Origin of the sequence: Streptomyces sp. NPDC050625, assembly GCF_040654755.1 — a bacterium.
Lineage (GTDB): Bacteria > Actinomycetota > Actinomycetes > Streptomycetales > Streptomycetaceae > Streptomyces.
Map to the genome: position 1 here is coordinate 1 of NZ_JBFAIQ010000027.1, position 14,096 is coordinate 14,096.

The 14,096-nt window shown below is 71.6% G+C and carries 12 protein-coding genes; 6 read left to right on the forward strand and 6 right to left on the reverse strand.

Annotated elements, in window-relative coordinates:
* Positions 1-325: 325 nt before the first annotated feature.
* A complete protein-coding gene (locus tag AB0I54_RS37690) occupies positions 326-1,180 on the forward strand; it encodes a GNAT family N-acetyltransferase (RefSeq protein ID WP_363300793.1) in 855 nt (284 codons plus the stop codon).
* A 58-nt stretch (positions 1,181-1,238) separates the two neighbouring features.
* On the opposite strand, the gene AB0I54_RS37695 is transcribed toward AB0I54_RS37690, so the two are convergent.
* Entirely contained in the window at positions 1,239-1,721 is a 483-nt protein-coding gene (locus tag AB0I54_RS37695; RefSeq protein ID WP_363300794.1) for a nucleoside deaminase, read from the reverse strand.
* 15 nt (positions 1,722-1,736) lie between these two features.
* Positions 1,737-3,002, reverse strand: coding sequence for an MFS transporter (locus tag AB0I54_RS37700; RefSeq protein WP_363300796.1), 1,266 nt, complete (start codon positions 3,000-3,002; stop codon positions 1,737-1,739).
* Positions 3,003-3,063: 61 nt separating this feature from the next.
* Here AB0I54_RS37700 and AB0I54_RS37705 point away from each other — a divergent pair, with 61 nt between their 5' ends.
* From AB0I54_RS37705 to AB0I54_RS37715, 3 genes are all read left to right on the forward strand, one after another.
* On the forward strand, positions 3,064-3,450 hold the full coding sequence (locus AB0I54_RS37705) for a MerR family transcriptional regulator (protein WP_363300797.1): 387 nt from the start codon (positions 3,064-3,066) through the stop codon (positions 3,448-3,450).
* 40 nt (positions 3,451-3,490) lie between these two features.
* Positions 3,491-4,267 (forward strand): GNAT family N-acetyltransferase, encoded by a 777-nt coding sequence (locus AB0I54_RS37710; protein ID WP_363300798.1) that lies wholly within the window; start codon positions 3,491-3,493, stop codon positions 4,265-4,267.
* Between the two features lie 393 nt (positions 4,268-4,660).
* The gene (locus tag AB0I54_RS37715) at positions 4,661-6,112 is read left to right on the forward strand and encodes a hydrolase (protein WP_363300799.1); all 1,452 of its coding nucleotides are present in this window, start codon (positions 4,661-4,663) and stop codon (positions 6,110-6,112) included.
* Between the two features lie 43 nt (positions 6,113-6,155).
* On the opposite strand, the gene AB0I54_RS37720 is transcribed toward AB0I54_RS37715, so the two are convergent.
* Both AB0I54_RS37720 and AB0I54_RS37725 read right to left on the reverse strand, forming a co-directional pair.
* Positions 6,156-8,879, reverse strand: a complete 2,724-nt coding sequence (locus AB0I54_RS37720; RefSeq protein ID WP_363300800.1) for an exo-beta-D-glucosaminidase — start codon at positions 8,877-8,879, stop codon at positions 6,156-6,158.
* A 104-nt stretch (positions 8,880-8,983) separates the two neighbouring features.
* Complete coding sequence (locus tag AB0I54_RS37725) at positions 8,984-10,165, reverse strand: ROK family transcriptional regulator (protein ID WP_363300801.1); 1,182 nt, start codon at positions 10,163-10,165, stop codon at positions 8,984-8,986.
* A 136-nt stretch (positions 10,166-10,301) separates the two neighbouring features.
* On the opposite strand from AB0I54_RS37725, the gene AB0I54_RS37730 reads away from it, so the two are divergent.
* Complete coding sequence (locus tag AB0I54_RS37730) at positions 10,302-11,756, forward strand: APC family permease (RefSeq protein ID WP_363300802.1); 1,455 nt, start codon at positions 10,302-10,304, stop codon at positions 11,754-11,756.
* 122 nt (positions 11,757-11,878) lie between these two features.
* Here the strand turns inward: AB0I54_RS37730 and AB0I54_RS37735 are convergent, their stop codons facing one another.
* Positions 11,879-12,316 carry an SPW repeat protein gene (locus tag AB0I54_RS37735; protein ID WP_363300803.1) on the reverse strand — a complete coding sequence of 146 codons (438 nt, stop codon included), beginning with the start codon at positions 12,314-12,316 and terminating at the stop codon, positions 11,879-11,881.
* Positions 12,317-12,747: 431 nt separating this feature from the next.
* Between AB0I54_RS37735 and AB0I54_RS37740 the strand changes: the two genes are divergently transcribed.
* Positions 12,748-12,921, forward strand: a complete 174-nt coding sequence (locus tag AB0I54_RS37740) for a hypothetical protein (RefSeq protein ID WP_363300804.1) — start codon at positions 12,748-12,750, stop codon at positions 12,919-12,921.
* On the opposite strand, the gene AB0I54_RS37745 is transcribed toward AB0I54_RS37740, so the two are convergent.
* Entirely contained in the window at positions 12,918-14,003 is a 1,086-nt protein-coding gene (locus tag AB0I54_RS37745; protein WP_363300805.1) for an acyl-CoA dehydrogenase family protein, read from the reverse strand. The genes AB0I54_RS37740 and AB0I54_RS37745 overlap by 4 nt on opposite strands.
* Positions 14,004-14,096: the final 93 nt, after the last annotated feature.

Sequence of the window (14,096 nt, forward strand, 5' to 3'; positions counted from 1 at the left end):
GGGCCCGCACCCCCCGCCCCCCCCCGCCGCGGCCCCGGCCGCTGACCTCCCCCGGGGGGCCGTCGTCACCCGCGGTCCCCCCCCGGGGCCCCCCCGCTCCGGGGGGCGCCCGCCGGAGGTCCCACCGGACGCGATCCGCGGGACCTCCGGCGGCCGGTGCCACGCCACCGCCGTGGGCCGAGCGGCCGACGTCAACGGCCTTGCCGGTACGTGCTGTTGAACTTCCAACGGCTCGTAACCGGCGTGGCGCGTCCCCGGGTGATCGGGAAGGATGCTGCGGGCGCGGCCGACCACCGCGCACCCCGCTACGGAATGGAGCGCACCCATGACCTCTCCGGCCCCCCAGGACCTCGTCGTCACCCGGGCCACCCTCCGGGACTGGCCGGTGATCAGCGGGTGGGCGGCGGACGAGGGGTGGAACCCCGGGCTGTCCGACGGCCCCGCCTTCTTCGCCCAGGACCCCGAGGGGTTCTTCCTCGGCCGGATCGACGGTGAGCCGGTCTCGGCCATCTCCGTCGTCAACTACGGCACCGACTACGCCTTCCTGGGCTGCTATCTGGTCCGCCCGGACCTGCGGGGGCGCGGCCACGGCATCACCACCTGGAAGACCGCGCTCGCGCACGCCGGAAACCGCACCGTCGGCCTGGACGGCGTCGTGGCCCAGCAGGACAACTACCGCCAGTCCGGCTTCGAACTCGCCTACCGCACCGTCCGGTTCACCGGAACCGCGGCAGAGGCGGAGACTCCCACGGACGTCCGTCCCGCCCGAGCGGCCGACCTTCAGGCCATCACCGCGTACGACAGCGCCTGCTACCCGGCCGAGCGGCCCCGCTTCCTGGCCGAGTGGCTGACCGGCACCGACCACCGCACCTTCGTCCGCCACGACGGCGGACGTCTCACCGGCTACGGCGTCCTCCGGCCCGGCCGCGACAGCCTGCGCATCGGCCCGCTGTTCGCGGACGGCCCCGACGACGCCCGGGCCCTGTTCGCCGCCCTCACCGCCGACGCCGCCGGCCGCGACGTCGCCCTCGACGTCCCCGAGACGAACGCGGCGGGCATCGCCCTGGCCGAGGCGGCCGGATTCACCCCCTCCTTCGAGACCGCCCGCATGTACACGGGCCCCGTGCGCGACTACGCCCAGGACCGCGTGTTCGGCGTCACCACACTCGAACTCGGCTGACCGGCCCGGTCATGCGCAACCCCCGCCGCGCTTCCCGGGCGGGCGGCCCGTCGGCCGATCAGGTCTCCGCCCCGTGGAAGCGGCGATGCAGGGTGCGTACGTCCTCGACGAGTTCCGGCACCGGTCCCTCGACGAGCACCCCGGGCGCGACCTCACGGATGGGCAGCGCCCGGACCGGCGAGGCGGGAACCGCCAACTCAGCGAGCCAGAAGGTGAGTTGTTCCGAGGACGCCACATATACGATCCGCCCCAGCCCCACCCAGGCGTGCGCCGCGGCACACATCGGGCAGTGCTCGCCCGAGGTGTAGACGGTCGCCGAGGCCCGCTCCGCGGGGGTCAGATGCTCCGCCGCCCAGCGGGCCAGCTCGAACTCCGGATGCCGCGTACGGTCCCCGGAGGCCACCCGGTTGCGGTCCTCGGCGAGCACGTCGCCGTCGGCGGACACCAGCACCGACCCGAACGGCTCGTCGCCCGCCGCGAGCGCCTCGGCCGCGAGTTCCACGCAGCGGCGCACAAACGGCAGTTCGCTGTCCATCACCATGAGGCACAACCCCTCTCACCGCATGACTCCGGGGCGCACGGTACGGGCAGCAGGGCCGCTCCGGCCAGGGCTTTCCACGGCCGGACCCGAGGGGCGTACGGCCGGGAAAGCGTACCGCCGGCCCACGATGGCCACGGCGAGCGACACCGCCACCAGCGGGAGCGCCGTCCACGGCAGGGCACCGGGACCCATGCCGTCCAGTGCCAGGCCCCCGGCCAGGGAACCGGCCGCGATGCCCGCGTTGTACACCGTCGTCTGCAGGGAGGTGGCCACGTCCGCGTCGGCGGGGCCCGAGGCGTCGACGAGCGCGGTCTGGATCAGTGTCGGTGCGCCGCCGAAGGCCACCCCCCACACGGCGACGGCCCCGATGAGCACGGCGGGCGCACCGGCCGACAGGCCGAGCACGACCAGCACGGCCGCGAGCGACGACAGAGCGGCCAGCAGGGTGGTGCGCAGATGACGGTCGATCAGCACCCCGGTGATCCAGATGCCGACGACGGTGGCGCTTCCAAACACCGCGAGCAGCAGCCCTGTGTGCGCGAAACCCATGTGTGCCGCGAACGGCGCGACATAGGTGTACATCACCTGGTGCCCCAGCAGCAGGAACAGGGTCACGGAGAGCACCGGGCGGATCCCCCGCCGGGCGGCGACCCGGATCAACGGCAGGCGCGCGTACGGGGGTTCGCCGGGAAAGCCGGGTACCGACCACCGCGCGAAGAGGGCCAGCAGTACGGCGAGTCCGGCCAGCGCTCCGAACGCCGTACGCCAGCCGAGCGCCCCGGCCAGCGCGGTTCCGGCGGGCACGCCCAGCGCCAGCGCGAGGGTGATCCCGGCCAGCACGATCGCGATCGCCCGGCCGCGCCGCCCGGCGGGCACCATGCGGGCCGCGTATCCGACGAGCATCGCCCACAGCGTGCCGCCCATGGCACCGGCCAGCAGGCGGGCCATGAAGGTGAGGGCGTATGAGGACGAGACGGCGACCAGGGCGTCGGCGCACGCGAGGCCCAGCAGCGTGCCGATGAGCACCGGCCGCCGGGGCAGCCCGCGCAGGACCGCCGTGAGCGGGATCGCGGCCAGGAAGGAGGCCGCCGCGTACCCGGTGACCAGGAAGCCGACACGGGCCTCGGAGACACCGAACGCCGGTGCCATCACCGACAGCAGGCCGGCCGGGAGCAGTTCGGTCATGACGGCGGTGAAGGCCGCCGCGGACAGGGCCAGGAGCCCGGGCCAGGGCAGCGGCGTGGGCAGGGGAGTGCCCTTGACCGGGGAAACGGTGGACATGCGACCATGGTCGGACCTTCACATCAGTGTGAAGGCAAGCGCCGCCCGGAGGGAGGCATCCATGAGGATCGGCGAGTTGTCCCGCCGCACCGGCGTCCCCACCCGGCTGCTGCGCTACTACGAGGAACAGGACCTGCTCCACCCCGAACGCGCCGACAACGGCTACCGCTCCTACGGCGAGTCCGCGGTCCAGGACGTCCAGCAGATCCGCGGCCTGCTGGACTCGGGACTCACCACGGAGATGATCCGGGCGATCCTGCCCTACCTCTCCGGTCCGGAGCAGATCCATCCGCCCGCCGAGTGCGTGACCCCGCAGACCGCGGCCCTCCTCACCGGTCACATCGACCGTATCCAGGCCCGCATCGACTGCCTGGCCCGCAACCGCGACCGGCTCAGCGCATATCTGGCCGCGGTGCGTCCGGACGCCGCGGGAACCGCCGACCGGTAATCCCGTTGCCCGGGCCCGCCCCGGATGCTGGAGTGAACCCATGGATCACGCCTCGGTGCTCGCCCTGTACGACCGGGACATGCGCGAGGGCGCACGGCCCGACGGCCCCGGCGCCCGGATCGAGCGCACCGGGAACGTGGTGCGCCAGGTCGCGGACGCCCACGGCTGGAACGGCGTCGTCTGGTCCGGCCTGGACGCCACGAGCGCGGACCGGGCGATCGCCGACCAGATCGCCTACTTCACCGGCCTCGGCCGCGACTTCGAGTGGAAGCTGTACGGCCACGACCGCCCGCTCGACCTCGGGTCACGGCTCGTCGCGGCCGGGTTCACCCCGGAGCCCGAGGAGACCCTGATGGTCGCCGAGGTCGCCGCCCTGACCGCCGACACGCGGCCACCCGACGGGATCCGCCTCCTGCCCGTCACCGACCCGGCCGGCGTCGACCTCGTGGTGGACGTGCACGAGCAGGCCTTCGGCACGGACGGCACACGGCTGCGGCACCGGCTGCTCGACCGGCTGGCCGCCGCCCCGGACACGGTGGTCGCCGTGGTGGCGCTCGCGGGGGACGAGCCGGTCAGCGCGGCCCGCCTGGAGCCGGTGCCCGGCACGCGGTTCGCCGGGCTGTGGGGCGGTGGCACGGTGGAGGCCTGGCGTGGCCGGGGCATCTACCGTGCCCTGGTGGCCCATCGCGCCCATGCCGCGGCGGCCCTCGGCTACCGCTATCTCCAGGTCGACGCGGTGGCGCGGAGCCGCCCCATCCTGGAACGCCTCGGCTTCGCACCACTGAGCACGACGACGCCGTACGTGTACACGACCTGAGCCACGCCGTTCCCACTGAGTGAGGCGACGGCGCACCGGCCGGGCCGAACGGGCCGGTGCGCAGAGCCGATCGGCCCCATGCGTCCGCCGGGCTGAGCCACGACTCTTCTGGTGTGGGGGTCCGCCTCCCTCCGTGCCCGGCGCCGACCATGCCGGGCGCCCGGTCGAGGCGGCAGGCCCGCCGAACGCCGAGGGGAGCCGCGTCGGCGGGCCTGTGCGCGGGCAACTCCGCGCCAGGTCCACCACGGTTATTACCGGGACTTTCTGTTCACCTCACAGTCATGCCATGTACCTTTCAACCGATCGACGCGTGTAGAACCCTCAACCTGGTTCTACGCGCGCAGACTTGGCGCCCGCACCGCCTCTACCCCACCGCTCACGGAGGTTCGCCGGATGCTCGGATCCAGAAGATCCCGCCGCAGACTCACCACAGCCCTGGCCGGCTTCGGGCTGCTCGTCACGGGAGCCGCCCTCCAGGTCGGCACCACCGCCACCCCCGCCCACGCGGCCACCACGCACCGCGTCCTGTTCGACAACGCCCACGCCGAGACGGTGGGCAACGCGGACTGGATCATCTCCACCAGCCAGCCCGATCCGCTCGGCCAGGACTCCTCCCCGTCCGCCGAGACGGACTGGACCGGCGCCCTGTCCTCCTGGGGCGTCGCCCTCCAGAAGACCGGCAGTTACAGCCTGAAGACACTGCCCTCGGGCTCCAGCCTCAGCTACGGCGGCTCCTCGGCCACCGACCTGTCGAACTTCGACACGCTGGTCCTGCCCGAGCCGAACACGCTGTTCACGACCGCCGAGAAGACGGCGATCATGAACTTCGTGAAGAACGGCGGCGGTCTGTTCATGATCTCCGACCACACCGGCGCCGACCGCAACAACGACGGCCAGGACGCGGTCGAGATCCTCAACGATCTGATGACCAACAACAGCGTCGACTCGACCGACCCGTTCGGCTTCTCCATCGACTCGCTGAACATCAGCTCCGGCTACCCGGCGGCCATCAGCGACAGCACCGACCCGGTCCTGCACGGCTCCTTCGGCACCGTCACCAAGAGCCTCATCGCCAACGGCACCACCGCCACGCTCAAGCCCGCCGACAACTCCGCCGTCAAGGGCCTGGTCTACCGCAGCGGTTACTCCGGCAACACCGGCGCCTTCTTCCTGACCAGCACCTTCGGCAGCGGACGCGTCGCCTTCTGGGGTGACAGCTCACCCATCGACGACGGCACCGGCCAGTCCGGCAACACCCTGTACGACGGCTGGAACGACTCCGGCGCCACCAACGCGGCCCTCGCCCTCAACGCCACCGCCTGGCTGGCCGGTTCGGGCACCAGCGGCGGGGGCGGCGGTGGTGGCGGCACCTGCGCCGCCGCCCAGCTGCTCGGCAACAACGGCTTCGAGTCGGGCAACAGCACCTGGAGCGCCAGCAGCGGTGTCATCACCAACTCCAGCGGCGAGTCGGCGCGCACGGGCTCGTACTACGCCTGGCTGGACGGCTACGGCAGCGCCACCACCGACACCCTCTCCCAGTCGGTGACCATCCCGTCCGGCTGCACCGCCGCCGCCCTGAGCTTCTATCTGCACATCGACACGGCGGAGACCTCCACCAGCACGGCGTACGACACGCTCAAGGTCCAGGTCCTCAACAGCTCCGGGACCGTCCTGAGCACCCTTGCGACCTACTCGAACCTGAACGCGGCGAGCGGCTACACCAAGCGCAGCTTCAGTCTGGCGAGCTACGCCGGCCAGACCGTCACGCTCAAGTTCACCGGCACCGAGGGCAACACCCTGCAGACGTCCTTCGTCCTCGACGACACGGCGCTCGACGTCAGCTGACGTGCCGGGGCCCGGCGGGACGCCCCCGCCGGGCCCCACCGGGTCAGCCCGCCGGAACGGTCCGCTCTGCCGTGTTCCAGCCGGAGACCCGCACCCTTGGCTCGGATCCGTGCAGATCCGCCGTCCGGTAGGTGGCGGTCAGCGTCATCGACTCGCCCGGCCACAGGCTGACCTGGTTGTCCGACCACCGCACCGGCAGCACCGGCTTCCCCTTCGCGTCGACCAGATGGATGTCCGTCAGCAGCGACGGGGTCCTGCCCGTCCCCGTGTTGCGCACGGTCACCGTGGTGGTCGAGGTGCCGTCCGCCGACTCCGTCGAGGCCGTCGCCGACACCGGCACCTGCGCCATCGAAGCCAGCCCCTTGAGGTCGGCGTAGCTCGTCGTCGGCGTGTAGTACCAGTCGGTGTTGGCCCAGTCGAGCGTGTCCGCCTCGGTGGAGAGCCAGTACACGTTCCGGCTCACCTCCTTGCCGGAGGAGTCGGTCAGGGTGAGCCGCACCAGATACGTCGTCGACAGTCCGCTCACCGACGCGGGCAGCGTGAGCGCGTCGGCGTGCGCGCCGTCGCCCTTCACCGTCATCCCGGTGGCCGTCTTGTCGTACTTCTGCGTGCCGTCGGGGTTGAACAGCGTGGCCCGCGCGGTGAGTCCGGAGGCGGAGCCGTGCCGGTTGTTGACCACGACGACGGAACGGTTGTCGTAGGAGTACTGGATGTGCAGCGGCTCGTTGGCCTTCTTCGCCCCGAAGTAGGCGCCGCCCTGGTCGAGATAGCGGTCCAGCAACTGCCAGTGCAGGGACGTCCAGCCGCTGTTGAACATCCAGTAGATCACCCCGGTGGACGGCTTCGAGGAGTCCGTCGCATTGCGTCCGTACGCCTCGTACTGGGCGCGCACGGCCTCGTACTGCGCGAGCTGCGCCTTGCGGACGTAGTCGGTGAGGCCCTTGGGGGAGCCGTAGCGGCCGGCGAGGGCGGCGTCGTAGATCTTCAGCGTGCCGAAGACCGGTGACGGGGAGCGGTGGTACTGCTTCGTGCCCGGGTTCTTCCAGAGCGTGTCCAGCTCGGCGGGCGTCATCATCCGGCGCAGGGTGTCGAGGGTGGGGATGTCGGGTCCCGCGCTGGTCTCGGAGTTGAAGCCGGTGGCGCCGCCCTCGCGCTTGGCGTACCAGTAGTTCGGCGGGATCCAGTCGTAGGGGCCGGTCATCTTCATGCCCGAACTGCCCAGCTGGGGCGAGGACTTGGCGGACGCGGCGGAGACCACCGGGGTCGGCCAGTCGGCCGCCTTCAGGGCGTCCAGATAGTTCTTCTCGATCGTCCCGTCGGGCGCGAAGTCGCTGCCGATCAGGAAGGAGACGACACTCGGGTGGTCACGCAGCCGGGCCGCCTCGGCGGCCATCGAGGCCTTGGCGACCGGGTAGTCGGCGGCCGTCCACGGGTCGCCGGACTCGCCGCTCCCGTTGACCTGGCCCTCCCACTTGTCGCAGCACTCCCAGCCGGGCAGCGTGAGCACGCCGTAGCGATCGGCGAGGTCGAAGAACTCGTCGGGCTCGATGTGGCCTTCCAGGCGGATGGTGTTCAGGCCCAGGTCGAGGGCGTACTTCAGCCGGTCCTCGACATAGGTCCGGTCCCAGCGCAGGAACTCGTCCGGCGACCAGCCGCCGCCCTTGATCAGCAGCTTGCGGCCGTTGATCCGGTACTGGCGGGCGCTGTCGGAGTTCAGCGGTGCCTGCACGTCGCGGATGCCGAAGGTCCGGTGCACGGTGTCGGACCGGGTGCCGGAGACCGTGGCGGTGAGGTCGAGGTCGTACAGGGGCTGTCCGCCCATGGCCGCCGGCCACCACACCCTCGGCTCGGTGAGGTGCAGGCCGGGGAAGTCGGCCGGGGTGAAGATGACCGTCTTCGTCTCGTGGGCGGCGAGCGGCACGGTCCTCGTGAACGACGTTCCGGCGACGCTCCCGGAGACCTCGGCCGTGACGGCCGCGTCGGAGTCGTTGCGGGCCCGCGCCTTGACCGTCAGATCGGCCGTGGCGAGCGAGGGCACGTCCAGCCGGGTCGTCACATGCGCGTCCCGCAGGGCCACCGGGCCGCCCCGGCGGACCAGGACGTCCCGGACGATGCCCATGTTCTCGTCGGGCGGCGGCTGGAGCCAGTCGATCCAGCCCATGGTGAGCTTCTTGTTGGGCACGTTCGGCTGGATCCGGAAGGCCACCGTGTTCGTGCCGGGACGGACCAGCGAGGTGACGTCCAGCTCGTGGCGGGTGTAGGCGCCGGAGACGTCCGCGGCCCCGGCGACCCGGTGGCCGTTGACATAGACGTCGGCCGCCGAGATCACCCCGCTGAAGTCGAGGTAGGTGCGCTCGGCGGTGTCGGCGACCCGGAAGTCGCTGCGGTACCACCACGGGACCTGGAAGTCGGCCTTGGGGATCTTCTGCTGGTTGGTGGAGTAGAACGGGTCCGCGTAGACGCCGTCGGCGAGCAGTGCCGCGAGGACCGTGGAGCGGGGGCCCGCCTGATACCAGCCGGCAGCCGGGTAGCCGGGGGAGGAGACGTCCGACGCGGAGTCGCTCACCTCGGCCGTCGACCGGATCGCGTAGCCGGAGAGCGGGGTGCCGGTGCCCGCGGCGGAGGGCACACGGGTGACCGGGGTGTGTCCGTGCGCCGGGGCCGGATGCCGGGGCCCGGCCCAGGCACTGCTGGACAGCGAGCCGATCAGGCCCAGGGCCACGGCGGCTGCGGCGAGGCGGTGTCGGGGGGCGGGGCGAGGGAACACTGCGGTCTCCAGCCTCGTAAAGTTAGGAAACTTTACTAACCTGCCTCAAGCTAGGGCTCCGAGGGGGCCGTGTCAATCACCGTGGCCCCTGCGGGAATTGGTCGTCACCCGGCCGACCTGCGCTCGAACACCATCTCCCGTGCCGTCCCCAGAGCCGTCGCCACCGCGCCGAGGAGCACCGCGTCCTCACCCAGTCGGCTCGGCGCGATCTTCGGGCGCAGTGGGGTGAGCGTGCGCAGATGGTCCCGGACCGGACGCAGCAGCAGGTCCACGCTGTGGCCCACCCCGCCTCCGAGCACCACCAGATCCGGATCGAGCACGGCCGCCGCGGCGGCCACCGTGTGCGCTATCCGCTCGCCCTCCAGGTGAACCGCCCTGACCGCGGCGGTGTTTCCGTGCCGGGCCGCGTCGAACACGGCCTTGGCGGTCAGCTGCCCGCTCATCCCGAACCGGCGCGCCGCCTCGACGACGGCCACCCCCGACACCGCGTCCTCCAGCCGCTCCGGCTTCTGCTGCCCCGGCCAGGGCAGGAACCCGATCTCCCCGGCCAGCCCGTGCGCCCCGGTGAACAGCCGTCCCTCGCTGACGACCCCCATGCCGAGGCCGGTGCCGATCAGGATGTACGCGAACAGCCGGCTGCCCGCGCCGACCCCGTACGTGTACTCGCCCAGCGCCGCCAGGTTGGCGTCGTTGTGCACCTCCAGCGGTACGCCCAGCTCCTCGCGCAGCCGGTCGAGCAGTCCGGCGCGGCCCCAGCCCGGCAGATGCATCGCGTACCGCACCCGCCGCGTCTTCTCGTCGTACACACCGGGCGTGCCCACCACGCCGTGCACCACCTCGGCCGGGTCCACGCCGGAGTTGGCCACGACCTGGCGTGCGGTGGAGACGACCAGGTCGGCCAGGGCGCCCGAGCCGCGGGCGCGGTTGCGCACATCGGACCGGGCCACCACCGTGCCGTCCAGGTCGGCGACCGCGACCCGCAGCCAGCTGCGGCCGATGTCCACGCCGAGCGCATGACCGGCGGCCGGGTCGGGGGCGTACAGGACCGCGATCCGGCCGCGCTCGGGGGCGTGGGTGCCGACCTCGTGGACGAGTCCGGCGGACTCCAGCGAGGCGAGGGCGCTGGACACGGTCGGCTTGGACAGCCCGGTCTCGCGCGCCAGCTGGGCGCGCGAGGCGGAACCGAGGGCGCGCAGCCGGTCGAGGAGCAGCCGCTCGTTGGTGCTGCGCAGCCGCCGGCGGCTCCAGGGCTGTTCGTGCTGCTCTATGACGTCGCTGGCGGGCATCGCACCATTCTCACGCATTCCTCACGCATACTTGACGCATCTAGTAAGGCTCCTTAACTTTATCGGCCATCAGCCCCGCCGGATCGGCTCCAGCCCCGCCGGGCGAGCCTCTCCGTCCGCCGCGTCAGGAGTCCCCATGTCCGGTAGTCCGCCACCCACGGGTGGATTCGTCCGTCGCGTAGGCCTGTTCCAGGCCACCGCCATCAACATGAGCCAGATGTGCGGGATCGGTCCGTTCGTGACGATCCCGCTGATGGTCGCCGCATTCGGCGGCCCCCAGGCGGTGATCGGTTTTGTGGCGGGCGCGGTGCTGGCGCTCTGCGACGGGCTGGTCTGGGCCGAGCTGGGCGCGGCGATGCCCGGCTCCGGCGGCAGTTACGTCTATCTCCGCCAGGCCTTCCAGTACCGCACGGGCCGGCTGATGCCGTTCCTGTTCGTCTGGACGGCGATGCTCTTCATCCCGCTGATCATGTCCACCGGCGTGGTCGGCTTCGTCCAGTACCTCGGCTATCTCGCCCCCGACCTCGGCAGGACCTCGGGCGATCTGATCGGTCTCGGCATCATCGCCCTGGTCGTGCTCCTGCTCTGGCGCGGCATCGAGCACATCGCCCGCATCACCGCGGTGATGTGGACCGTGATGATCGCCTCGGTGCTCCTGGTGATCGTCGCCGCCGCCACCGACTTCAGCCCCCACCTGGCCTTCACCTACCCGGCGCACGCCCTCGACCTCAGCTCGAACCACTTCTGGCTGGGCTTCGCCGCGGGCCTGACCATCGGCATCTACGACTACCTCGGCTACAACACGACCGCCTACATGGGCGCCGAGATCAAGGACCCCGGCCGTACCCTGCCGCGCTCCATCCTCTTCTCGATCCTCGGCATCATGGCGATCTATCTGCTCCTGCAGATCGGCACGCTCGGGGTCATCGACTGGCACCGGATGACCGACCCCGCCGACATCGCCTCCACCTCGGTGGCCTCGGCCGTACTGGAGGAGACCTGGGGCAAGGGGGCCGCCGACACGGTGACCGTCCTGATCCTGATCACGGCGTTCGCCTCGGTCTTCACCGGCCTGCTCGGCGGCTCGCGGGTGCCCTACGACGCCGCCCGCGACCGCGTCTTCTTCCGGCCGTACGCGAAGCTGCACCCCAGGCACCGCTTCCCGATGCTCGGCCTGGCGACGATGGGCGTGATCACCGCGATCGGCTTCCTGATCGGCCGGCACACGGATCTGGCCACCCTGATCCAGCTCCTCACCACGGTGATGGTCCTCGTCCAGGCGCTGGCCCAGATCGTCGCCCTGACGGTGCTGCGCGGGCGCCGGCCGACGATGCCACGCCCCTACCGCATGTGGCTCTACCCCCTGCCGAGCATCGTCGCCTTCGTCGGCTGGTGCGTGATCTACGGCTACGCCGACGAGAACTCCCCGGGGCGCCACCCCATCGAGTGGTCCCTGGCCTGGGTCGCCCTCGGCTGCGTTGCGTTCCTGATCTGGGCGCGGCTGGAGAAGGTGTGGCCGTTCGGGGAGAAGGAGGTCTCCGAGGAGTACGCCGCCACGCAGGCGCCGGACACGGAGCCCGCCGGTACCTGACGGCCGGCCCTCGTGCGGTGCGCTCGAAGCACCGCCCGGCAGCCGGAGGCCGGTCCGCCCCTGCGGACCGGCCTCGATCTCCTTGTTCCTTTCCTCTGCGTTCTCTTCGTGGCTCGGGTGCGCTACGGCATGGGTGCGCTCTTCGCGGCCGTACCGGCGCACATCAGCCCGAGGATGATGGCCAGGGCGCCGATGATGATGTTGCTGATGACGACGCCGGTGTCCGGGCTGCTGCCGACGATCCAGGGCGCGATGATCATCCATATGCCCAGGGCACACATGGCCCAGCTCAGGCCGTACATACGCTCCGGGGCCGAGGTGAATCCGAGGGCCAGCAGGCCTATCGCGATGCCCATGATCAGGTTGTGGGTGGCGAGTGCGGGCTGGCTCGCCGAGTAGTGGAGGATCCACGGGGATGCCGCGCAGTACAGACCGAGCAGGAACACCGGTCCGTCGACCAGCGCCACATCCCGGCCACCGAGCATACGGGCGTAGCGTGCCCGCATTTCGTGGACATCGGGGTGGCTGGTTATGTCACCTCTGTGCGAGACGTTGGCCATGACTCGTCTCCTTTGACTTGCAGGCCTGACCGCGTCTGGTGCGGTGCGGTGAGCGCCGCGTAGGTACATTCTGCGCTTATTCCGTCCTTATATGTAGGGGCTGGGGCGGTCCAGCCGGTGGCTACGGCCCGTCGCTTTTCGGCCGGCGCACCGTCGCACCGAGGGCACCCGTCGCAGGCAGCCGGCGGTGGGTGCTGGGCGCCCCGTGCCGAGCCGGCCGGTCTGCCCGCGGCATGCCGTCGGCTGCGATCGAGGCCCACCTCCGACCTCCTGGTGAGCGGAGCGGGCTCATGTACGTTCGCGGGCTCGCCCGGAGCGGTTCCCGGTCGTGACCGTCGGCGAAATGACATGTCCGCAGCGATCCGGGGCAGGTGAAGGGTAGGGACGGCGCAGGGGGCGTCGCTGGTCGAGGCCGGAGGTGAACCGCCGCCATGGGCGCGAAGGTGTTGAAGCGTTTTCCCGCCGGGGCTCCCCGTGGATCGTGGCCGGCGGAGGAGTACGCGGCCGCGCGCCGCGCCGAGGGCGAGTGCGCGACCGTCGTCATGGACCTGAAGTCCGACGCGTTCCTCGTGGTGGTGCCCACCTGTGAGGAGGAGGCCGCCTAGCGCGGCGGGGCAAACGTCCGCTCAGGCTCGTGTGCCTGGGCGGCCAGTGCGTCGAGATGGGCCCTGCGGACCTTCGCCGTCTGCCCCTGCACCAGCAGGAACATCCCCTCGCGGGCCAGCCGCTGGGCGGGGCTGGACAGGGCCATGGTGCGTCCGCCGCCGGCCACGACCGCCGCGGTGGTGGCCGTGCGCATGAGGTCGTACGCCCGAGTCTTGAGCGCCAGACGTTCCTCGATGTGCTCGTGCGGCACGGGGTGGTCGGCCAGCGCGTACGCCTGTCGCCGCACCTCGTCGAGACGGGCCCGCAGCGCCCCGGCCGTCTCGGCGCCGTCCGCGGCGCTCTCCAGCACGCGCAGCGCGGCGTACGCCACGCCGAAGACCGCGGGGGAGGCGTTGGTACTGCGCGGGATGTCGATCTGGGCGAACTTCTCCCTCGGGGTGCGCAGCACCACGGACTCCTCGGGCAGCCACAGGCCGTCCAGTTCCAGCGACACCGTCTGCGCCGCGGACAGCGCCGCGAGCCGCATTGGCGGCGAGGGACGCAGTCCCGGCTGCTCGCGCGCGTCGGCGAACGCGAACACCACGTCGTCGCGCGCACAGACGCCGGCGAGGAGCATCACGTCGTTCAGACCCCAGCCCGTGTACCAGGGCACGGTGCCGTCGAAGCGCCAGCCGCCCCGCTCGGCCGTGGCGCGCACGGAAACCCGGGGGAAGGAGCGGACGTGGGCGTAGGCGATCCCGGCCAGCCGCTCGCCCGTCGCCAGCGGACGCAGCAGCCGCTCCCGCACGGGGAGTCCGGACCTCGCGAGCAGCTTCACCGGCGTGTGGTGCTGCGTCTGCACGAACCAGGTGGAGCAGCATGCCCCTGCCAGGATCTCCGCGACCTCCCGGGCCACCGCGTCGGGGGCGCCCGCTCCGCCGTACTCGCGCGGCGCGCTCACACCGAGCAGCCCGGAGCGCCTGACCGCCTCGATGTGGCTCGCGGGGACGCCCTCCCGGTCGACGTGCTCGGCCCGCGGGGCGAGCAGATCGTCCGCGAGCAGGCGGGCACCGGCGACGAGTGGATGTGCTGCCGTGGTCATGGAAAAGATTCTCCCGGAGGGGTGGGGCGAGGTGTCGATCCGGGTGACCGTCATTCGTGTAGGAGGTGACGGAAACCCCACGACGCCAAGGAG